Here is a 21,560-nt window from a genome sequence, read left to right on the forward strand (position 1 = left end):
GGTAAACTTGGTCTTTTTCATGGCAATTGTCCTGGTCTTTTAAGGTACGACAAGTGCTTGATTTTCTATACTTTAGCTTGGCCTAGTTTTACGGGGAGAGGTCAACTTCGATAAAGGGATGCGGGTGGATGATGACATCACCGTGCTGTTTAGCGACGACAATTGGGGCAACATTAAATACCTCCCGAAAGAAGATCTGAATCGCAAAGGCGGCTACGGCATGTACTATCACCTGGATTATGTAGGTGCTCCCGTATCGTATAGATGGTTGAACGTAACCCAAATCGAACGGATTTGGGAGCAGATGAAGCTCACCTACGACCACGGCGTGAAAAACCTCTGGATTGTGAACGTGGGGGATCTTAAACCCATGGAGTTTCCCATCAGCTTCTTTCTAGATTATGCCTGGAACCCGCAGGCCATCCAAGCAGCGGACCTGCCGAAATATTATACCAACTGGGCATCCGCCCAATTTGGCCCTGCGCATGCGGGTGAGATTGCTGAACTGCTGGCGCGCTACACGAAATACAATGCTCGCCGGACGCCGGAAATGCTCACGGCTGACACCTATAGTGTTGAAAACTACCGGGAAGCAGACCGGGTCGTTGGGGAGTACAACTCCCTCGCTGAAAAGGCTCGGCAAGTGTACAACCAACTGGGTGGCACCTATAAAGCGGCCTTCTATGAATTAGTGCTTTCGCCCATTGAAATGAGTGCTAACCTGAATGAGATGTACGTTTCGGCCGGCAAGAATAAATACTATGGCGAGCATGGCGCCGTAGCGGCCAACTATTATGCAGAGCGAACCAGGGAGTTATTTGCTAAAGATGCCCAACTCGCGAAAGCCTACCATGAGTTGGAAGGCGGCAAATGGAATCATATGATGACGCAAACGCACATCGGCTACACCTATTGGGATCATCCGCCGCTGAATATGATGCCGCCGGTATCGTATGTACAGGTGCCGAAAAAGGCCGCCGAATTGGGCTACCTGCTCGAATATGGCGAGAGGCCGCAGTGGGGGTGGCTGGATGTGGAAGCTGATTGGGCCTTTAGTACGTCCTTGCCTCTCTTTGATAAGATAAACAAGCAAGAGTGTTATGTAGATGTCCTCAATAGAGGGGAAGAGCAATTGACCTACACCATCAAGGCCAAAGAAGACTGGGTTAGGTTGTCAAAAGAACAGGGTACTGTCCAGTATAACGATAAAGTATATGTCACCATCGACTGGAGCAAAGTCCCCCAGGGCTCGGTCACGGGTACTATCGTTCTTGCTGGTGCTGGGCAGGAATATGCCATTACGGTTCCGATCCGAAACAACGTGCCGGCGGCTTCCGGTTTTGTCGAGAACAACGGGGTGGTAGCTATAGAGGCGCCTCACTTCACCAAAAAGGTGGATACCAAAGAGGCCCACTGGACCGTGGTGCCCAATCTGGGCAGAACCACGTCTTCCCTCATCCTGGAACCCGTGACGGCCAAGACGCAAACGCCAAGAGCCAATGCCCCCCGGGTTGAGTACGAGTTTACGGTGTTCACAGCGGGAAATGTAACGGTAGACGCCTACCTATCGCCCACCCAGGATTTCAATAAGCAAGGAGGATTAAAGTATGCCATTGCCATCGACAACGAAAACCCGCAGGTGGTGAACCTGAATGCAGGGGAAACCAAGCCTGACTGGGAATATCCTGAGTGGTGGACAAAATCTGTGGGCGATCATATCAAGATCAAACAATCACGTCATAAGGTGACCACAGCAGGCAAGCATACGCTCACAATATGGGCACTTGATCCCGGCGTCGTCTTCCAGAAGTTTGTGCTTAACGGGGAAGGAAAACCCAAGGCTAGTTATTTGGGAGCTCCCGAAAGTGTCTACCACAAGCCCTTTTAACAACTTACCACCACGCTGCCTGAACAGTTCTGGTAGCTTCTTGGCCCTTAGTCGGGCAGCACGGAAACAAAGGAGGCGGCTGGCCTGCCGATCGCCACGACCCTACCTAACTTAACTATCTGGCTTACATTATAGGATTCTTCATTTAAAAGGGTGGCTTTACACGCTTAGTGTGTAAAGCCACCCTTTTTTGTCTTAAACGAATTTGACCGTTTACGCACTGAACGGTAGCTTTTATTGAACAATCTGGTTAAAAACAGCTCTCCTGCTACTGGAACGCGTAGTAACTGACGAGTAGTTGTTCAGTGAAACGAGTGGCTGTTTTTTTGCTTGCTGCTGACCATTGCCTTCCAGTCGGCTAAGCTGATTCACATCGCCACTCCCTTTCTGCTGCTACATTCTTGACTGCTGCGCAACTCGCTTGGGCTCATTTTCGCAAAGCTTCCTGGCTGGGCTTTCTATGTCTGCCCGTAGGCGCCGCCCTAGTGGGTGCCGCGCAAGCCTGGGGCGACCAATCCGGCTATCCTGCTCCCTCTTTGCTGGCCATCGGCATGCGGGTGCTTAGTAGTCTGGCCACGGCCTGGGCTTGGGTGCTGGGCAGTGCGATATGGGGCTCTATCTTCTTAGGCATTCCCGCTCTGCTGTTTGGCTTGCTCCGCCAACCGCTGATGTGGCTGTTGTTTACCTGGTGTAGAACCTGTACGCCTGCCATCGGGCGGATCCTCGCTTTGGTGGGCACCCTCGGTTTGTTTGAGTTCCCCGTCTGGCTGCTGGGCAATTTGATGCGGCACGTGCACACTTATGGCTACTCGGTGCACCTGTTCTGCTTCGGCGTGAGCCTGCCTTGGCTCGTGGGCTCCCTGTGGGCGACCTGGTTATTGAGGCAGGAGCTACTGGCCGCCTCTTGAGACCACAAACCAGTGAGAGGGCCTAATCAAGTGAGACAGAAGAGGGCGTTATCTTTCTTCTGTCATGACTCAAAAACTGAACACAGGCGCGCCACGCAAATGCCGCCGTTATAATGAAGCGTTGCGGGCCGAAGCCTTACGTCTAGCCAGTGAAAGCCGCTCCACGCAAGCGGCGGCTCGTCAACTGGGCATCAGCCCCAAATTGCTCTATAAGTGGCAAAAAGCCGTACAACCGGTGATCGAGGAGTGCAGCAGGGAAGACGAAAGTGCGGCGATGCGCCAGCGTCGGGCCTAGAACCGGCGCTTGCAGCAGGAGCGTGACATCCTAAAAAAGCCTTGGCCATCTTCATGCCACCGACCTCATGAGCCGCCACCGCTTTATCCGGGCACAAACGCCGCACTATTCCGTGCGTCGACTTTGCCAGGTACTTGGGGTGGGGGTGGCCAGTTATTACCGATGGCAGCAAAAAGCAGCTATGTGTCCCCGTGTGCCGAGTTGGGAAAGCGCATTATGCCACGTGTTCTTCCAGCATAAACGGCGCTACGGCACCCGCCGCTTACGGGCCGAACTGCACGCGGCTGCACGGCCGTCATCGCATCCGACAAGCCTTGCGCCGGCGCGAACTAATGGCCGTGCAGCCGCGCGCGTTTGTCCCGCACACCACCCAAAGTAAGCATGGTCCGCGGGTGGCGGCTAATCACGTGCTGAATCGGCCAGCACCCACGGCGGCTGATTAGGTATGGGTGGGCGATATTACGTATTTGCCGCTGCAAAACGGCTCGTGGGCCTATCTAGCTGCTTTTCAGGATGTGTATACCAAACGCGTAGTAGGCTGGCAGGTGCTAGGTAGTATGCCCGAAGAATTGGTGGTAAGTGCCTTGCGTCGGGCACTGCTGAGCCGGCAGCCTGCCAAGGGGCTACTCGTCCACTCGGATCGGGGTGGGCAGTACGGTGGCAACGGCTACCGAGGCTTGCTCACCAAATGGCAAGCAATGCGCAGCATGAGCCGAAAAGGCGAGTGCTACGACAACGCCCAGGCCGAGAGTTTGTGGTCCCGCGTGAAAACGGAAGTGCTCCTAGGCCGCTCTGCCTTTGCTTCCCTAACGGAAGCACAAGCCGACCTGACCATCTATTTTGACTACTACAATCAGCAGCGGCGGCACTCGGCCCTAGGCTACGAGTGCCCGCATACCTTTGAACAACAAGCTCTTCTAACTAAGACCCAATTCTGTCTCAACTAACCCGACCGCCTCAAAGCAGCAGCCCCAGCGAGTGCGAAAGCTCAAGCTTTCCAGCTCCTGCGCCAGACGCGCTAGGTGAGGCGGTTGGGAAGAACATGTTGGTAGAAGACTTTAGAGGGTCCCTTTGTGCTATGTTTGCCTACCTGCCGTACTTGCGGAGCTAAGCAGGAAAAGAGGGGAGTAAGATTCATTCCTTTGGGGGCCGTCGAGCTCGTATTTTATGAGAATCCCTCCTCTTTTCTAGAGCCACTTTGGACCGTTCCATGAGGCCATTGAGCCTGTATTAGGATAATAAAGATGCCCTAGAAGTCCTTCTGATTGCTCCTTTCACTTCGTTCTTCTCGCTAGGTATGGATCCGCAACTTCCTCTTCCCGTCGTGGGCATTGACATTAGCAAAGCAACGCTCGCCGTGTGCTACCAGGTAAACCAGCAGGTTAAGCACCTGGAAGTCAGCAATGACAAAGCGGGCTTTCAGCAATTAGTGAAGACCTGTGGTGCGCAGTGCCTGTTCGTGATGGAAGCTACCGGCGCCTACTACTTAGCCGTAGCCTACTACCTGCATGAGCAGGATGGGCAAGTGGCGGTGATGAACCCGTTGATCATTCGACGCTTTATCCAGATGCATTTGGGCAAAGGGAAAAGCGACCGCAAAGATGCCCAGTGGCTGTTGCGTTACGGCCAGCAGCAACCTGTTAAGGTATGGCAACCGGATGAGCAGGTGCTAGTAGAGTGTCGGCAGTTGGAGCAAGTCACCGAGCAGTTACTGAAGCAGAAAACGATGGTCAGCAACTTGTTAGAGGCCCTGCAGCAACAACCTGTGATCAGCCAGTTAGCGCGTAAACACCTGCTGCACACCTTGCAAATGCTCACCCAGCAGGTCCAAGCGGTCGAAGCCGAGTTGCTCGCACTACTCGAGCAACGCTTCCAGGCGGAGATGACGCTGTTGTGTTCGATTCCCGGGATTGGCCGCAAGACGGCGGGCATGCTGCTCTTGTTTGCCGGCGGCTTCCAGCGTTTCGAAAACTACCGGCAGCTCATTGCCCTGGCCGGCCTCTCCCCACGCGAACACAGTTCCGGCACCAGTGTGCGGGGGAAGGTACGCATCACCAAGATGGGCGGTGGGTTGATCCGGGGCAAACTCTTTATGTGCAGCTTCGCAGCCAAGAAGAGGAATACAGCCTGTAAAGCCTTGTACGACCGACTCGTGGCCAAAGGCAAGAATGGCAAAGTGGCCCTGATTGCCGTCTGCAACAAGTTGCTCAAGCAAGCCTTTGCTATTATCAAGTCGGGCCAGCCTTATCAAGCCGATTTTACCTCCAAACTTGCCCTCAACGCTTGACTTTCAACACCGTTCATAAAATGTCCAAGCTGGGTTCCGAGATTGTCACAGCAGGGGTATAATACTGGTGCATTTGCCAAGGTAGGCACCCGATGGCTACCACCAAGAAGGTCCAGGAGAGCAATAACTGGCCAAATTTCACCCGAAAGGGTTGACGATCCATTCGGGTACGGAAGGCTGGGTAGGCAGCTGATTGGATGACGCCCACATAATTTGCTGCTACGGCCGTCAAGCAGGCGGCCACCACAATCGCGTAGGGCAGCGACCAACCTAGGTCGAGGGCAAAGATCACCCCGAACACGAGGGTGTGAGCGACCGCTGTGACTTGCAAGGTGCACAACCCTTGGCCACGATAGGTGGTCCTGGACAAGTGGACTTCCCGTGCGAATTTGTCAAAGCCATAGTAATTGGCGAAGAGCACCGTCATCAAGGCAGTACGCATGGGATTCTAATGGACGAAAAGTAGGCACTTCCGTCTTGTGAATACTCGCTTGTGCGAAACAGCCAAGCATGTAACATTTGCCGATGAACGGTTAAATAATGTTATAGCCAGTTCACGTGCTGCAAATCGTCATTTACAGTACGTAAATGGCTGCGCGCTTAACAGCACGTGTTTATAGCGATTGATTTATCACTAGGTATCGGTACACTAAATCAACTACTTCCAACACGGCTTTTGCGTCTTGGTGGTTGGCTAGAAAACTAGCCTAGGATTGATGATAAAAAGAGGAATATGATTCTTGGATTGCGCCAAATAAATTAAACGACATTGCTAATTACATTTACTGGCTTTTAATTTAAAGAGCGTTAAATATTTTTGTCAAAACTAACATTTGCATACTCTTAAATGAAAAGATTTTGATTTAATCTTTAGCTTATCACAGTCATAATTAAGTTGGTTTATCCCAAGAAAGCAACCCAAATCCAATCAATACTCAGAAGCCAAGAATATGTTTGCGCTGGGCCAAGGACGAAAATTGCAGGTTTCGCTCATCCTTCTATTCAATCCTAGCCTTTGTTAGTATACAATTTTGCCGGCTTCTTCCTATTATGCGATTAGTAATTAAACCCTTTAAAAATGTTGCGTTATTTTCTGTAGTTCCGTTTGAATTTCCTTTTGCTTGTTTTCGCCCGCCAATAAAAAGGAGTTTTTAGTGGTGTTCATTTTATCTTTCGTGAGGGTAATTTCCTGGGATATCTGGTTGATCTCAGCTTTTAGAGTATTTAAGCGTTGGGTAAGGGTTTGCAGTTCCTGCGCTTTCTTCTGGAGTAGTTCTTCCTTGGGCCGCACCTCCTGCTGATACTGCTGCGCGTGGGCGCTTTGAAAAGCATTTAAATCCCGACCAATCAAGTTTAGGTATTCCTGTCCGGTGGAGAGAAGCTTTTCTTTGGTGAGGCCGGTGCTTTTTAACGCGTTGTAAGCGGTCTGGTACTTGATGGCTTCGTCCTGAATGTCGTCTATGTCGATTTTGCTGTCCACAAACTCTTTGAAATCAGTTCCCTGGAACAAGGGGTTGCGGGCATTCGCTTCGTCAATCAACCGTTCAAAGTACTGTTCATGTTCGGGCAAAGGTTCCGTGATGGTGCCTCCGGCCGAATAGGTGGGAACATGGTCGGGAATAGTGACGGGCGCGGCGGGGCCGTTGATCAACGGATGCTGGGCATTCTCTGGGACAGCAGGTAGTGGCGGAGGTAGGAAGGAAGGCGTAGCAGGCTGCGGCGTCGCAACTGGCGCGGTGACCGGTGGATTCGGTTTTGCTGGTCCTTTCTTGGAATCGTCTTCAAACTCCACAAACGGAGTCAACAACTGCTTTAAGAAACTCATAGGAAGAGAGCTTATTGGTTGAGGCTCAGCAGGAACCCGATGGTAAAGTTGGCGTCCCAGTCAAACACAAAGGTATCGGTACCGGTCGCCTCGGCCAAGCCTTTGTAGATAGTCAAGCCCGAGGCCATTTTCTTGTCCGCTGCCTGGTACGCCCCGGGCGCCTTTAACACGGTATATCGTTCTTCTCCTTGGCGGTGTTGCTTGGCCAGGGTAAAGGGCACCCCACCTAGAATGAAACCTACATTTCGCTTGTTCTGAGGCACTTTAGCGGCCAACGTTTTCACCTGATTGTATACTTGCTCATCAGCGGTTCCTTTTTCGTAGTACTTGGCGCCGGGCAACTCGATGGATTGCAGGCGGCCATTCTCCTGCCAGGAGATTTTGGTATTACCTGAGCCAATGTCTACCAGGAAAGAATTATCGGCGAAGGCGGGGGGAACGGTGGCACTGAAGCCCAATTTGCCTTCCTGCTCGGCGGTTACATTGTTCACCACGTACCCCATCTTTTTCAGTTCATTGCTGATGATGGCGGTTTTGGGGGCTTTTTGGGCACCCGAGGAAATCACGAAGTGCATGTTTCTGTTCGCCACGCCTTTGTCGAACATGGCCGCTAGGTATTTCTTGAGACCGGCTCTGATATCATCGGTGGTAGCTAGGCCTTCGTAGGCTAGGGATTCGCCAAAATCTTTGGAGACAATCTCCCAGCGTTTCTGGCGATCCATGTTGATGACGAAGGAGTTGAAGCCCGTGGCTCCTACTTCCACTACCCCCCGTAGCGTGCCATTCTCCGGTTTTTCGGGCGTGTAGCTGAATTCCCGGGTTTCCTCGGTAGTGCTGGTCGCAGGAGTAGTAGTGGAGGGAGTTGAAGCAGCCGGTATCTCCCCTGTATTGTCCGGCGCCTGGTTGCTACCGGGTATGCTGGGCGAGGTGGTAGAGGAGGTAGCTGTGTCAGCATTGCCCCCGGTTAAACGAGGCTTAAGGGCGAAATAGCCCAGCACCCCAATAATCAACAGAACGACAATAATCCCTAGTGGCTTGATTTTCATCTTGGTAAGTGTTAGTGCGTTGTAAGGTTATTTTCCCTCTCAACTTCTCGGTTCTTTCTTGTTGCTGGCGACCGTAGCGGCGCTACTTATTGGCCATGGTAATCACCACTACCCGGCCGCCTTCTTCCTTGGACAGCAAGAGTTTCTTGCCGTCGGTGAGGTCTACCATGGTGTTCACGGGTATCTCTTTGTCTTCGGTGAGGTCTTTCAACGAGGTGAGTTTCTGGTTCACCAACACCCACTTATTATGGTGGAAGGTGAAATACCCCACTGGGGTCTTTTGCTCGTCCGTCAGTTTTTCATTTCTAACTACGTGCCGATTCACATGCCACTGGAACAGGTATTGATTGTGGTAGACCATGAGGCGGTGATTCTCGGGGCGCCAGACGGTGGGCTTGAACTCAAAGTATAGGTCCAGCACGGGCAGCGTTCCTTTTACTGGCGTACCGCAAAACGGACACTTGGGCGAGGTGGTATTATCGAACACAAACCACTTCTGCTGGCATTTCGGGTTGCTGCAGGGCTGCATCAGATCGGTGGTTTTGAGTAGGGCCTGCTCCCATTGGTCGGCGTTGGGTCGCTGATTAGGGTCGTGAAGGCCGGTAACAAAAGCCTGATCAAATAAAGCCTTCAGGTAGGGGCCGGTAATGGTGTAGGGTAACTTCGTTACATCCGCCCACGGCAGCGTCCACTTCGACACCTGATCCATTTTTGGCCGGTTAGAGTGGTCGGTCGGGTGCTCAATGAACAAGGCCTTCTCCCCCATCGACAGCAGATCGTCTTGCTCGGTATCCAGGGAGTTGACCTTGCCTCCTTTCAGCGGATGCCGATAGAGCAGGTACAGGTAAATCATGACCGGCAGGGCATGCAGGTCGGTGGTGCGGTTGGCGTGCTTGCGGGTAGGGTCGCGCAGTTCCAAGTGTTTGGTGGCCAGTACCTCCGGCGCAATAAAATCGGCGGTGCCAATAACATCGGGGGGGTACAAGCCGGGTACTACCAGCCCGTCGATGTCAATGATGGTGGCGGATTTACTGACCGGATCAATTAAGACGTTTTTATAGGATAAGTCAGAATGGGCGAGACCGGCGGCGTGCAGGCGTTTCACTCCCCGGGCAATTTTCACGCAGATCTGGAAATAGCTAAGCCAGTTGCCTAACTCGCTGTCATCCAGGCGCAAGGCGAACTGAGGATGCCGGAACTTGGCCGAGGCAAACCACAAGCCTTGTTTCTCTTTTCCTTTGATGCCTTCGCTGGTGGCGTAGCCTTGCTTGAAAAAGAAGTTCTTGTTATAAGTCGGCACCACTAACCCCACTTTCCCGTCGGCGGTTTCCACCATGTCAGTCGGCCAACAGTACAGCTCCTTATAGTATTCGCCGCCTTCCCGATTAAAGAAGCTATCGTAATACTGCGTCACCAGTTTCTTGAGCCGTTCCCGGGAATTATAATCCTGCTTGTCGCGGTAAAAAGCAATTACGTACGATTTATCGGGCCCGAAATACACGTCTTTCATGCCGCCCCGCATGGGCTCGCCATTATCCACGTACGGGTAGGTTTTACCGGGCGTGATGATGGACGGCACCGACTTCGCGGGTTGACCGAGGTTACTAGAAAAGGTGGGGCTACTGCTTTGGCTCACAGGTTCAATTCTATAAATTGTAAGTACCCTGGTCTAGATTCGGTTGCCAGTTACTTGGTAGGCAAGAGCTAGAAAACGATGGCCAGCGTTCGGTCGTCGTGGTTGCCGGAACTCCAGAAATCCATCCAGCGGGAGAGTTGCGCTTCAATGTCGGGGTTGGTAGTGCTCAGTTCCACCGTGGCCTTGTCCTCGTTCTGCCCCTGTAAATCAGCCAGAAACTCCTGCCACTTGGCAATGTTAGGCAGGTTCGCCTCCACCACGAACTTAGGGTCATAGATGCCATCGGACATCATGATCAGGTACGAGAAATCGGCTAGCAGCTTAAACCCGAAACGGGTAGCGAACTTTTCATTCTGGAAGATCTCGGGCATGGTGATAAACCGGGTACCGCCCCCGAATTCGCCCACGTCAATCCAGTTCATAAGCGTCACTTCGGTCACGTCTTTGTTAAGCACAGCAATAGGGCAATCACCGACGCCAAAGGAAAGCAAGGCGTACCCCACGTCGTACTTCTTGAACAAAGTGAAGATGAGCGTACTGCTCAAATCTTTCAGCGTGACCTCCTGCGCCTTGGCGAAGCTTTCCAGTTGTTTGTGCACCTGAAAAGCCGCTTTCCCTAGGTTGTTGTAGACGAAACGGTTCAGGTTTTTCTGGGTGTCGTCCCCGGTTTGGCTGGCGTGCTGTTGGAGCAAGTCGTCAAACTCAATCATGCTTTCTACCGAGGCAGGGTCCAGAAAATAGTTGACCACGCCGGCACAGGCCAGCGCCGACCCTTTTCTGGACAGTTTCGCACTCCCGGCCCCATCCGACACCACCACGACGTTCCAGCCATTGGGCAGTTCTTTGAACGCAAAGTCATCTTCCCGAAACGAGCTCACATTGGCGTGGGAGCGCCCGCGTTTAGAAGAAACCAGCAGGTGCCGGTCACCTAGTGGCGAGAACAGGGTAGCCTCGTCTTCCTTCCAGTAAGGATCGTTCTTATCACTCTCCAGGTTTTTCCAGAGGCCTTTAGGGTCTGGGTTGATGATGAGTGGGATGTCTTTTTGGTGAAATGGAGCTTCCTCCGGTTGTCCTTCCACTTTGAAGTAAACCGAAAACTTCAGGTCGCCGCTCTGGGTGGGAACCCCAGTAAGTTGGTTGTTTTCGGCGCTGTAGGTCAGCCCGAGGGCTTCCAGATCTTCTATTCGAAAGGCGATAAGGTCGTTCCAACCGTATTGCTCGAAGTCAAAGGGAGCCGTGTAGGGTTTGCCCACGGTAGCATTGGGAATACGAATGGGCTGTTGCACGATCTCAGCTATTCTGTCTTCGATTTTCCAATTCGCCATGAGCTGTTCCTGTTTTTTTCTGAGTTGGTGGAGAATGGCAAGGTTCTGTTCTTCCAGTAAAAAGCGGTCGAACAACTGCATCCGGTGCGCTGGAATGGTAATGCCATAGCTTTTGAAAAGATCAGTCACCAGTTGTTTTGCATCGGCCATTCCTGCTGTGGGGCTTACGGTTTTACACTCTTATTCGGTGGGCTACCTCTTAGCCAACCCGGTTGCCGCTCCGGCTACCCGGTAAGCTTTCGTTACCTAATCGGCGCTGGTCGCTGAGCCTACTACTACAGAAAACAATGAAAAGGAAGAGGCTAAAGGAAAATATCTTCCAGCCTCTTCCTTGCCTGGTGCGGTGCTACTCGCTTAGGTAACGATATTCAATTCTGCAGGAGGCGGGGGTAGTTCGCCTATGCCGGTCACTTCTTGGCCGCCATCTTCCACCTTGGTAGAGGAAACGCCAATGGAAGCACTCACCCAAGTAAAGAACTTGGCAATGCTCTGGCTGTCAGCGGTATCCAGGCTGACGACATTTTCCGTGATCTGCTTCAGCAGCGCCGAATCGGCGGCGCTACCCGCGGCGCAGGCCACGGTAAAGGCGGTTTTCCGTTTTCTGAATTCTTCCAGGCCAATCTGCCAATCATCGGTGGGAATACCATCCGTCATGATGAACACCAGAGGTTTCCAGTCGCCTTTTTGCTCGGCTGTGGTTTTCGTTACCTCATTATCTATGCAGGTAGAAACCAACTTCAGCGCCTCGCCCAGGCTGGTAGTGCCGGTAGCTTTGATGTCCACCATCTGAAACGAAGCTAAGTCGGTTAACGGCACCACTTGCTTTGCCTCACTATCGAAGGTGATGATGCTGATGAAGGCAGTCTCAATCGCCTGCGGATTCTGCCGCAACGAACTGATCATTACCTGAACCCCATTTTTAACTGCTTCAATGGGCTCGCCGGTCATGGAACCAGATGTGTCCAATAATAAATAGACGGGTAGTCTCCTCATCGTTTCAGGTTTTGAAAGGTTTTTGATAAACTCTGCAATTGCAGCGGCGTGCACAAGACTGAAACACAAGCCAATTCTCCTTCAGAAAATGGCTCTTACACTACAGGCTCTATTCTACGCGTCATTTTTGAAAAACAGCTATGAAACCCTGTCTTCGAAAAATTGGCGGTTGAAATGTTTAACGCAAGCATTTAGGCAAGGTTTTCTAGTAATTAATGAAGAGTTGCACTTTAGTTTTCATGCGTGTCAAGGCATTGAACAGGTGTAAAGGTGAGGTAGCCTAGCTAAGCCGGACAGTGTTGGGATGTTGTTTGAAGGTAGATTTCGAATTGGTTGGGGGTTCGACAGCCGAGCGAAGAATGTCGTCGTTCAGCGTTGTACTAGGCGATGTGGTAGCTGATTTCCAACTGGGCTTCGGCCATACCGAAGAAGCTGCCACTGTCGAGTAATTTGGCTTTGAAGCGACTCCAAAACGATTCGGCGTGGGCGTTGTCATAATAGTTGCCGCTCCGGCTCATGCTTTGCACAGCGCCATGCCGGGCCAGTAAATCCTTGTATCGCGTGGCCGTGTACTGACTACCTTGATCCGAGTGCACCACAAGGCCGGCTGGGAACCGGCACACCACGAGGGCAAGGCGGGTTTGTCAGGTGCCACCCCGCTGAGTTTAGCTGCCATAACAAAAAGAATATGCGTCCTTCTTTCGTCATCTCTAGATCACCTCATTGTTAAACGACTGGTACATGCTTGGACACTTTACGGGGACCCTTTGCAAAATGTCCAAGAGCGCCTACTGGTAGATGTTTGACCCTGTGCTTGCCTGCTCTATGGTGAACTAGCGGCCTTATAGTCCCTGGTACATCTTGGTAGCAATCATCCCAGTAAATTCTTACTCTCTTTTCCAATGCCATCAGTCAAGCAGCACGTAGTAGACCTGCTTCACGATTATCAAGCCACCGTTTATCGGGCCGTCGCCTTATTGAATGCGAAGTCACAACAGGAAAAAGGTTTTCAACTGCAGCAGGAAAGTCCAGGCGTTTGGGCCGGGTATCTAGATGAGGTCAGGCAAGTGCGTTATAGATTTCACGGCACTGGCTGCCTGATTACCACTCCTGCGTTTCAGGTCGATTACGCCCAAAAAGGCGGCTGTACGGGCATTGACCCTTGATACCTGGTTGCTTTTCTAACAAGCAACTCGGGCATACAGGCAAAGTATCCCTCTCTGACGAGCAGGGAACAAGTGGAGCAGGTCCTACAGGAATTAGTGGCTGAGGGTTTGCTGACCAAACATGTGTATTCTGAGGATGATAGACGCTATTACTTAATGACTGACCGCCACAACTCAACTCCGCCGATGGTAACCTTGTACATGCCGGAAGAAGACATTTCTTCGTAAATGTTCTCCCTGGAAGCGCTTCCCTGATCAAAGTACCTAGCTGTATCCTATGGCTTTATTGCCTGCTTCTGTTCGAGATCCTACAAACGAGCGTTCAAGAGCATAATAGGCGCACCTTAGCTTTATAACGTTTTCCAAGCAACGTGGCTGTTGCAGAACTCCCAGCTGGTTTAAGCTAGCGGCCACTTCTGTAGTTCTTCGTGCGGTTACGCCGCCCGCAGCAGAGCCTAAACGGTAATCCAGGTGGCGGCAGGGGCAATGCTAAGGCCATTCCCAACTGCTACTTGGGTGAATACCGCAGCAGTTTTTTCAGATTGTAGGCAATGGCCGCCAACAGCATCGACTTATGTGCCCCGGCTTGGCCCCGCACGTTGAGGCGGCGCAAGCCGTAGTGCTGGAGCAAGCTGCCAAAGACGGGTTCAATGGTGCGCTGGCGTACCCGACATCCCCGGCCTGATCATCATCCGAGAACGGGTACCCCGTGCCACCGGGGCCGCCGTAGCCGCCGCCGGTGCTGACCCATTGTCAGCGCCCATCGGCGCCCGCTAGCTGAGCCACGTAGAGATCGGGTCCCCGGCTCAAGCTGCGCACGGCGGGCAACGCACCAAAGCGACCGGTACCGGAAAAGCTGTTGGTGAGCAGCACTTCTCCTGCGGGGGTGGTCGCGAGTCCCCCACTGCCCATGGGGCGCCCCGTACCGGCGCCGCTCACGGCCCACTGCCACGCGCCATCCGTTACGCGCACCCGTCCGACCAGCGTGCTCACGCGCCCAGGTCCCGGCGCTACGCGCAGGTCCTGACCGAGCTGGAGCGTACCGCCATATTTGCCGCTCACCACCAAGTCGCCTCCGGGTAGCGTGGTCAACCGCTGGGCTTGCACCAGCGAGTCGGGTTGCCCAGCTGCCACGGCCACCCACCGCCAGCGCTGCTCCACCACGTTCAGCCGGGTCACAAACGCCCGCGGACCCGTTGCTGACAGCGGCGCCAGGTTGCCCAGCGTGAGCGGCGCCGTGCTCATGCCCGCCAAGGCTACGTCGCCGTCCGGCAGGGCCACCACGTCCGTGGCCTCTTCATCGCCCAGCCCGCCGGCTCGAATGCCTTGCAGCCAGCGCCCCGTTCCCAGGTCCAGCCGAGCCACAAACAGGTCCAGGTCACCACTGCCCAAGGAGCCCGGCCGGGCGGAAACCAAGGGTGGCAGCGTGCCCAGTTGCAGCTCATTGCGGAAGGAGCCAGTCACGACCAGATCGCCGTTCCCCCCGAGCACCATACCCTTCGGGTTCACCAGGTCAAAGGCCTGGCGCGTCGCCAGCGGCGCGATCCACCGCCCGCGGCCCGTGGCTCTGTCTAAGCGGGCTACGTACCCGTCGTAAATGCCCACAGCAAACAAGGGCGGGAACGTACTAAAGGTAGTGCCCGTGTACCCACTGGTGAACGTGCCCAGGACCAATACGTCCCCATCGGGCAGGAACAGCGCCCGCGTGAAGGTCGTGCCCCCCGGAGGAGTGTTGAGGTAGTCGGCCCAGAGCCACTGCCCGCTGGCCGGGCGGTAGCAGGCGATGAGCGCGTTGGCATAACTACCCGTCTTCCCAACGGCGCCTAGGTTACCGAGCTGGGCGGTGCCCACGACATTGCCGATCAGCACCACGTCGCCGTTGGGCGCCAGTGCGGAGCCCGTCCACATGGCCGCCTCGCGGCTGGCGACCGTGCGGCTGAGCAACTCCCAGGTTTGGGCCGGCGCGGGTTGGGCGAGCAGCACCAGTAGGCTCAGCAGGAGCCAGCGCACACCCGTACCATGCGGTCCGGCTGGCCTGTTCTTCCTCGTTGCTAGAGGGTAGCCAGGGAGAGTACGACGAAACGCTGGAGTAAGCATAAACAGGTAGTTGGAGCGGATCTCGTAAGGGAAAGCAGGCCAGCAGCAGGGCGAACCTACCGCTAACGGAACACTTGACCATCCCAGAAAACGCAGTCGGCAGACCCTGGATAAGTGCTTATTGTGTCGATAGTATACTTGCAATCAATAGCTTACACGCTATTTAGCAGACTTTATACGAGTCTGTAGCGGGTGGCGCAGGCAAGACTAGCAGGCGGTGCCTACGCGGGTTGGTAGGGAGCACCCCCTTTGGGGAAGCAGGTAGCCTTGTATGAGCGTGGTTCGGTCCTTGTTCTTCGGCTCGGACAGCAAGGAAGCAGGTGGCGTTCCCGTCGGGAAAGAGAAAGAAGGCAACTGGACGAAAAACAGAAAAGCACAACCTGCCACTCCGTCCGAATCCTAGAAAAAGTCGCTTTACATAAAAATGCTTATAACCCGAATCTTGGAATTAATGCGGTTTTTGGCCTCGTCCTGGGCTATGATCAACGTGGTACTTTGGCGGGGAACGGGTGCCCGTTTGGGCGTTTACAAAAAGCATCCCTGTGGGCCCTTTCATAAACGTTGAATCATGGATGGGTTTCTGAAGCTCACTCCGCGCTATAAGGGCCAGTTGGCCACCCGGTGTATGACCGACTCCTATCACCGAAAGGAGGATTCTTGCTTTCACCCCGGCAGGCAACTGGCCACCAGCACCGGCCGGCGCAACCGCTTTGGCCTGGCCCTAGTAGGAGGCCGAATTCAAGTCGCTGTCCCTGGCACGGTCGGGCGCTGGTTGATCTCCCCTAGGATGGTGCAGGGAGGTAAGGTAGGATAAGCGGCATACTATTGCCCCATGCCGCCTTCTCGACCCTCCCTGCTACCAGTAAATCACCGATTACTACTTCTCCTCCTTTGCTTCGGGCTTTTTTCTCCTGAAGCGAAGGCTCAAGCTAGAAAGGTACCCTTCGACCGGGACTGGCGTTTCTACTTGGGGAACGTCCCCACCGGCGAGACCCCGTCCTACGACGATTCGTCTTGGCGACTGCTCAGCCTGCCGCACGATTGGAGCGTGGAGTCCCTGAAGAATCAAGTTCCCGGCACGACCATCGGCCCCTTCAGCAAGGAAAGCCTCGGCGGCGCGGCGACGGGTCAGACCCTGGGGGGGGAGGGCTGGTACCGCAAAACCTTTACCCTCTCAGCAGCCGAGGCCGGCAAGCGGCATGAGTTATATTTTGAGGGCGTCTACAACCAATGCGACATCTGGGTAAACGGCCAGAAGACGTACCGGAACGTGTATGGCTATACCACCTTCCGGTTCGATATCAGCCCGTACTGCAAGGCCCCTGGCCAGAAGAATGTGGTTGCGATTAAAGTAGTTAATGAAGGCAGGAATTCCCGGTGGTATTCGGGATCCGGCATTTACCGGCACGTGTGGCTGCTGCACACGCCCCCCAGCCACCTGGACGATTGGGGGACCTTTATCGATACCCGCACGATCGACCAGCAGCAGGCGGGCATGGCCCTTTCCATCCCGGTGGTCAACCGGGAAAAAACCGCCGCCGCGTATACCGTGGCCGTAGAACTGCTCTCCCCGGACGGAAAACGCGTTGCCACCGCCACCCACAACGCAACCGTAGCGGTTTACGACTCGCTGGCAATTCCGTTAGCGTTAACGGTTCCAGCACCCCAGCTCTGGTCCCCGGAAACACCGAGGCTCTATGTCGCCCGCATCCGGTTGCAGAAGGGGAAAAAGGAAATCGATGAACTCCGGGTGCCGTTTGGCATCCGCACCCTTGCGTTTTCCGCGGCAAGAGGCTTTGAGCTCAACGGGGTAGCCCTGGAACTCAAAGGCGGTTGTTTGCACCACGACAACGGGCTGCTGGGAGCCGCGGCGTTTGACCGGGCCGAGGAACGGAAGCTGGAGCTGCTCAAGCAAAATGGCTACAACGCCGTCCGGGTTTCCCACAACCCCATGTCCGAGAGTTTCATGGCCGCGTGTGATCGGTTGGGCATGCTGGTCGTGGACGAGGCCTTTGACCAGTGGCAGGAGCCGAAAAACCTGCAGGATTACCACCTCTATTTTCAGGACTGGAGTGCCAAAGACATCCGGGCGCTAGTTTTACGGGACCGCAACCACCCGTCCGTCATCATGTGGAGTATCGGCAACGAAATACGGGAGCGACTCAGTGACCAGGGCGTGGAAATAGCCGGTTACCTGAAAAAGGAAATTCTCCGGTATGACACCACGCGCCCGGTGACAGCCGGGGTAAATAAACAATGGGACAAAGACCACCAGAATATGTTGCCATTGGATCAGGCCTTTACCCACCTGGACGTCGCCGGCTACAACTACATGTGGCGTTTTTACGAGCAGGAGCACGCCAAATTCCCCCAGCGCATCCTGTTCGGTAGTGAAAGTGTGGCCACGGAGGCGGCCCAGAACTGGAATAAGGTGGAGCAATACCCGTATGTCATTGGGGATTTTGTGTGGACGGCCCTGGATTATCTGGGCGAGTCAGGCATCGGCAACTCCATTGAGGTAAACCCGCAGGAAAACGTCCACCAGTTTATGGGCTGGCCCTGGTTCAACGGGTGGTGCGGTGACCTGGACATTCTAGGCACCAAGAAACCGCAGTCGTATTACCGCGATGTCATCTGGCGAAGCCGGAAAATCAGCCTGGCGGTGGAGAAGCCCGTGCCAGCGGGCAAGGTCCGCAAGGTCAGCTTCTGGGGCTGGCCGGAAGAACGGCTTTCCTGGACGTTCCCGGGGCATGAAGGGAAAGGCCTGAAGGTGAACGTATACAGTCGGGCCCCTAAGGTGAGGCTCTACCTGAACAACCAGTTGATTGCCGAAAAGGAAACCGGGGAGTTGTACACGGCCTCGTTTGTGGTTCCGTATCAGGCCGGGGAGCTGAAGGCGGTGGAAGCACGGCAGGGCCAGGAAGGGGCCGTGGCCGTGTTAAAAACGAGCGGGCCACCCGTTGCCCTGCGCCTCACCGCCGACCGAGCCAAGCTTGCTGCGGACGGGCAAGACCTATCGTTTGTATTGATCGAACTAATCGACCAGCAGGGGAATGTGGTGTATGACTCGAACCGAAAGGTGGCCATCTCTTTGGAAGGAAAAGGCGGGAAGATCATCACGTCCGGCTCGGCCTCGCCCAACGACATGGAAAGCTTCGGGTCGCTGACTCCCAAACTGTTTAACGGCCGGGCAATGGCCATCATCCGGGCAGATTACCAAAGCGGAAAAATGGAAGTACGGGTTTCTTCCGAAGGGGTAAACGGTAGTGCCATCCGCCTCCAGAGCAAGTGATTTTAAGGTTCTCTGAAGTTGTGTAGGCGCGATGTAACAGAACGCCATCCATTACTGTCATTGAGGATAGCAGCCGGACCCACCGGCTGTTATCAGTTAGCGCTTCCTGTGGCCGAGCCCTACAACAGGCCCGGTAAGTTAACGAAGGTGTCAAGCCGATTTATATGCTAGCAACAACCATTTGCAGCACGTAAACGGCTTGTTATGTTTCTTGAACGTCGGATTAATTGATGCTATAGGCACTACGGTTGCGCTTATAACCTCCTATAAAGGCTCTTCTGCAGTGCGTTATGAACCAGCTTAAAACGCCCGTAGTAATTGTAAATTACTTTCGATAATGCGGCCCTATCAGAATCAAGCAGAAAGCTAAGTCAGCTTGATTACAAGCTAGCAGAAAGCAGACGACGATCCCCTGGAAGACACAGCTTGCTGAGCCAGGAGCGGATTGGTATGCCTTTTGGTGATTCTGAGAACGGGTGTCGCATTCCGCTAGGATGCCAAAAAGTAGCTGCTACAGAGGACAGGAAGCGCTGAAGGTACTCCGTTCGCTGCTGCATGCCCAGCCTCCGCCGTGGCAGCCTGACGGCCATAATGAATGTCCATCCACAGTACGTCTAACCCTCCGGTGCGATGCCGCGCTTGTTCTCCTTTTTGCTGTGTAGTCTGCTGCTGACCGGAATTGCCGCCTGTCACCAGAACGATCCGGAGCCGACGCTTCAGGGTAGCTGGACGGTCGCCAGCCGCACCTACTACTACTGTGACCAAGCGGGCAAGGTCCTGCGCACCGATGTCTCGGGCTCGTTGGCGACCACTTACCGGGCGCAGATCAGTGCTGACACGATTGCCTACTACGCCATTGCGTTCTCGCCGGCTTACCGGGAAAGTGCGCAAGCCTATACCCGTCAGGGCGATAAGTTACGGCATCCGTACGGCGAACCAACCCAGCTACGGAAGCTGACGGGGCATACCTTGGTCCTTTTCAATCAAGGGTCTAGTGGAGCTGCGGGTACTTATCGGATTGATTACGAAACCACCTTGACGCGCTAACGCCTAGCCTCATCGTGGTCCTGTAAGAGCTGCAATCCCTTGCAGGACTTCTACTATAATTTGACACGCAGTTGGTTTACCAAAATGATGGCAAAGTTGAGCTTCCGCCTGCTGGAGCGTACCCCCCGCCAGGTGCGCCTAACGGCGGCCGGCCAACTGCTGCGCACTGAGTGGTCCCGGCTGCTGCGCGAACTGCATGCCGTGCACCGGCACGCTCGGCAAATCAGCTCCGGCGAGGTGGGCAGTGTGCGCATCGGCCACGTCGGGGCCGCGGCCTACGGCTGGTTGCCCCGGCTGTTGGCCCGCTTTACGGCCCACCACCCCTTGGTGCACCTGGACCTGCTGGAAGTCAGCGCCACCGAAGCGGAGCATCCCCTGCTGACGTACCAGGTAGACGTCGGTTTTTGGCGGGAGCCCGCCACCAACCCTGCCTTTCTCTCGGAGCCCGTGTTGGTTGAGCCGCTGGCCTTGGTGGTGCCCCAGCAGCACTGGGTGCAGGCGGAAACGTTTACGTCGCTGGCCGCGCTGCGCGGCGAGCCCTTCGTCTTGCCGGCGCTGACGGGTCCGTCCGACTATGTGCAGACATTACGCGACGTGTTTCGGCAGTATGGGTTTGAGCCGCGGGGTACCGTCACCTCCGATTTTAGCACCACGATGCTGCACTTGGTGGCCGCTGGCCTGGGCATATCGGTGCTGCCCCTGGCCTACGCCAGCAGCCCGTTGCCAGGCCTACGTTTCCTCGAATTGCCCCATCAGTTAACGGTGTATTTGGTGTGGCGACGCGAGGACAACTCGCCCGTGCTTCGGCACTTGCTGGCCGAAGCACGGGCGCTACCGTAGAGTATAATCGTAATGGGGGCAGGAACCCGACGTGGTCAACCGAGCCAGGGCTTAGAGTAGTTTTATTCCCCCCCACCGCTGCTATAAGAAGGCCTGGTTAGGCGGTAGAGCAATTAAAAGACGATTTCATACCATTGCCACGCAGTGGTGAAGTAGCGTGTTGTTAAACAAATAGGACCAAACACTCGAGTCGGAGGTGTACCCCTATTTGTTTAGCAACACCCGTTGTTGAACTACACGAATAGCATTTGCTAACGCTTGGTCATCGTTAAAGTAGCGCGCCGCTAATGTTTTGGCTTGGTGCGGGTCGTTTAGCGTCACGTTTAACGTGTTGAATAAGAATTGATAGTCTGTTCGCTCCGTGGGAGTTACTAATAGGGTCCGTAACCACGCCCACATTTGTTTCTCGCCTATTTCTCGCTGAATAGCGGTGAGGATAATGGGAGTGTAATAATACACGTAGAGCTCCCGGTTATTATAGGCTTTTTCTGAAGTAATTTTTGAAAAAGGAATAGTTTGGAATTTTTTAGTTTATCTATTTTTCTAGTTAGTTTTTGCTGATAGATACTATCCGGGAGCATGTTCTTAGTGAGATTAAGAGCCATGTACTCTGTGAAGCCTTCGCTAAATGCATCTCCTAATGCAGAATTAAACACTTTATATGTACCGAAATAATAGTGACCTAATTCATGGGCCATAAATGACTTAAACTCACTGCTTGTTTGTTCATTAAACATGGCTTTCAACCCGTATTCTCCTCTGCCAATATTGAATATAGCAGGGTAGCTTACGAACAGCCACATGTTACTTTGGCGGTGGTCTACTAGATGGTGAATTGGCGATTATGTTCGTCAATGACGAGTTGAATGCGCACCTGGTGCATGGCCAACGAGCGACTGAACGAGCAGGAGCGGC

General features: G+C 54.1%; 18 protein-coding genes and 1 pseudogene. 10 read left to right on the top strand and 9 right to left on the bottom strand.

What is annotated here, in order from left to right; all coding sequences use genetic code 11:
* Positions 1 to 118 precede the first annotated feature (118 nt).
* The 6 genes from IEX74_RS22715 (at position 119) to IEX74_RS22740 (ending at position 5,378) form a co-directional block, all read left to right on the top strand.
* Positions 119 to 1,888 carry a glycosyl hydrolase 115 family protein gene (locus IEX74_RS22715; protein WP_229755430.1) on the top strand — a complete coding sequence of 590 codons (1,770 nt, stop codon included), beginning with the start codon at positions 119 to 121 and terminating at the stop codon, positions 1,886 to 1,888.
* A gap of 401 nt (positions 1,889 to 2,289) precedes the next feature.
* The gene (locus tag IEX74_RS22720; RefSeq protein WP_188816391.1) at positions 2,290 to 2,796 is read left to right on the top strand and encodes a hypothetical protein; all 507 of its coding nucleotides are present in this window, start codon (positions 2,290 to 2,292) and stop codon (positions 2,794 to 2,796) included.
* A 64-nt stretch (positions 2,797 to 2,860) separates the two neighbouring features.
* Positions 2,861 to 3,091, top strand: a complete 231-nt coding sequence (locus IEX74_RS22725) for a transposase (RefSeq protein ID WP_188816392.1) — start codon at positions 2,861 to 2,863, stop codon at positions 3,089 to 3,091.
* Between the two features lie 191 nt (positions 3,092 to 3,282).
* Positions 3,283 to 3,534, top strand: coding sequence for a hypothetical protein (locus tag IEX74_RS22730; RefSeq protein ID WP_188816393.1), 252 nt, complete (start codon positions 3,283 to 3,285; stop codon positions 3,532 to 3,534).
* A 6-nt stretch (positions 3,535 to 3,540) separates the two neighbouring features.
* On the top strand, positions 3,541 to 4,038 hold the full coding sequence (locus tag IEX74_RS22735) for an IS3 family transposase (RefSeq protein WP_188816394.1): 498 nt from the start codon (positions 3,541 to 3,543) through the stop codon (positions 4,036 to 4,038).
* Between the two features lie 350 nt (positions 4,039 to 4,388).
* Positions 4,389 to 5,378, top strand: a complete 990-nt coding sequence (locus IEX74_RS22740) for an IS110 family RNA-guided transposase (protein ID WP_188816395.1) — start codon at positions 4,389 to 4,391, stop codon at positions 5,376 to 5,378.
* A 13-nt stretch (positions 5,379 to 5,391) separates the two neighbouring features.
* Here IEX74_RS22740 and IEX74_RS22745 read toward each other — a convergent pair whose 3' ends face one another.
* The 7 genes from IEX74_RS22745 to IEX74_RS22775 form a co-directional block, all read right to left on the bottom strand.
* Complete coding sequence (locus tag IEX74_RS22745) at positions 5,392 to 5,820, bottom strand: hypothetical protein (RefSeq protein WP_188816396.1); 429 nt, start codon at positions 5,818 to 5,820, stop codon at positions 5,392 to 5,394.
* A 630-nt stretch (positions 5,821 to 6,450) separates the two neighbouring features.
* Positions 6,451 to 7,203 carry a hypothetical protein gene (locus tag IEX74_RS22750; protein ID WP_188816397.1) on the bottom strand — a complete coding sequence of 251 codons (753 nt, stop codon included), beginning with the start codon at positions 7,201 to 7,203 and terminating at the stop codon, positions 6,451 to 6,453.
* Positions 7,204 to 7,214: 11 nt separating this feature from the next.
* Entirely contained in the window at positions 7,215 to 8,249 is a 1,035-nt protein-coding gene (locus tag IEX74_RS22755) for a hypothetical protein (protein WP_188816398.1), read from the bottom strand.
* Positions 8,250 to 8,331: 82 nt separating this feature from the next.
* Positions 8,332 to 9,885, bottom strand: a complete 1,554-nt coding sequence (locus tag IEX74_RS22760; protein WP_229755431.1) for a helix-hairpin-helix domain-containing protein — start codon at positions 9,883 to 9,885, stop codon at positions 8,332 to 8,334.
* 68 nt (positions 9,886 to 9,953) lie between these two features.
* Complete coding sequence (locus tag IEX74_RS22765; RefSeq protein WP_188816399.1) at positions 9,954 to 11,360, bottom strand: PP2C family serine/threonine-protein phosphatase; 1,407 nt, start codon at positions 11,358 to 11,360, stop codon at positions 9,954 to 9,956.
* 204 nt (positions 11,361 to 11,564) lie between these two features.
* Complete coding sequence (locus IEX74_RS22770; protein WP_229755432.1) at positions 11,565 to 12,176, bottom strand: vWA domain-containing protein; 612 nt, start codon at positions 12,174 to 12,176, stop codon at positions 11,565 to 11,567.
* A gap of 407 nt (positions 12,177 to 12,583) precedes the next feature.
* Entirely contained in the window at positions 12,584 to 12,829 is a 246-nt protein-coding gene (locus IEX74_RS22775; protein ID WP_373285594.1) for a DDE-type integrase/transposase/recombinase, read from the bottom strand.
* Between the two features lie 276 nt (positions 12,830 to 13,105).
* On the opposite strand from IEX74_RS22775, the gene IEX74_RS22780 reads away from it, so the two are divergent.
* Positions 13,106 to 13,369, top strand: a complete 264-nt coding sequence (locus IEX74_RS22780) for a DUF6896 domain-containing protein (RefSeq protein ID WP_188816402.1) — start codon at positions 13,106 to 13,108, stop codon at positions 13,367 to 13,369.
* A 508-nt stretch (positions 13,370 to 13,877) separates the two neighbouring features.
* Here the strand turns inward: IEX74_RS22780 and IEX74_RS22785 are convergent.
* Positions 13,878 to 14,024, bottom strand: a pseudogene (locus tag IEX74_RS22785) (transposase); the annotation flags it as partial.
* Positions 14,025 to 14,122: 98 nt separating this feature from the next.
* Positions 14,123 to 15,379 (bottom strand): hypothetical protein, encoded by a 1,257-nt coding sequence (locus IEX74_RS22790; RefSeq protein ID WP_188816403.1) that lies wholly within the window; start codon positions 15,377 to 15,379, stop codon positions 14,123 to 14,125.
* A 919-nt stretch (positions 15,380 to 16,298) separates the two neighbouring features.
* Between IEX74_RS22790 and IEX74_RS22795 the strand changes: the two genes are divergently transcribed.
* The 3 genes from IEX74_RS22795 (at position 16,299) to IEX74_RS22805 (ending at position 20,645) form a co-directional block, all read left to right on the top strand.
* On the top strand, positions 16,299 to 18,758 hold the full coding sequence (locus tag IEX74_RS22795; RefSeq protein ID WP_188816404.1) for a glycoside hydrolase family 2 TIM barrel-domain containing protein: 2,460 nt from the start codon (positions 16,299 to 16,301) through the stop codon (positions 18,756 to 18,758).
* Positions 18,759 to 19,388: 630 nt separating this feature from the next.
* Positions 19,389 to 19,805, top strand: coding sequence for a hypothetical protein (locus IEX74_RS22800; protein WP_188816405.1), 417 nt, complete (start codon positions 19,389 to 19,391; stop codon positions 19,803 to 19,805).
* 84 nt (positions 19,806 to 19,889) lie between these two features.
* On the top strand, positions 19,890 to 20,645 hold the full coding sequence (locus IEX74_RS22805; RefSeq protein ID WP_188816406.1) for a LysR family substrate-binding domain-containing protein: 756 nt from the start codon (positions 19,890 to 19,892) through the stop codon (positions 20,643 to 20,645).
* Positions 20,646 to 21,560: the final 915 nt, after the last annotated feature.

The organism is Hymenobacter cavernae, from assembly GCF_014641455.1.
GTDB lineage: Bacteria > Bacteroidota > Bacteroidia > Cytophagales > Hymenobacteraceae > Hymenobacter > Hymenobacter cavernae.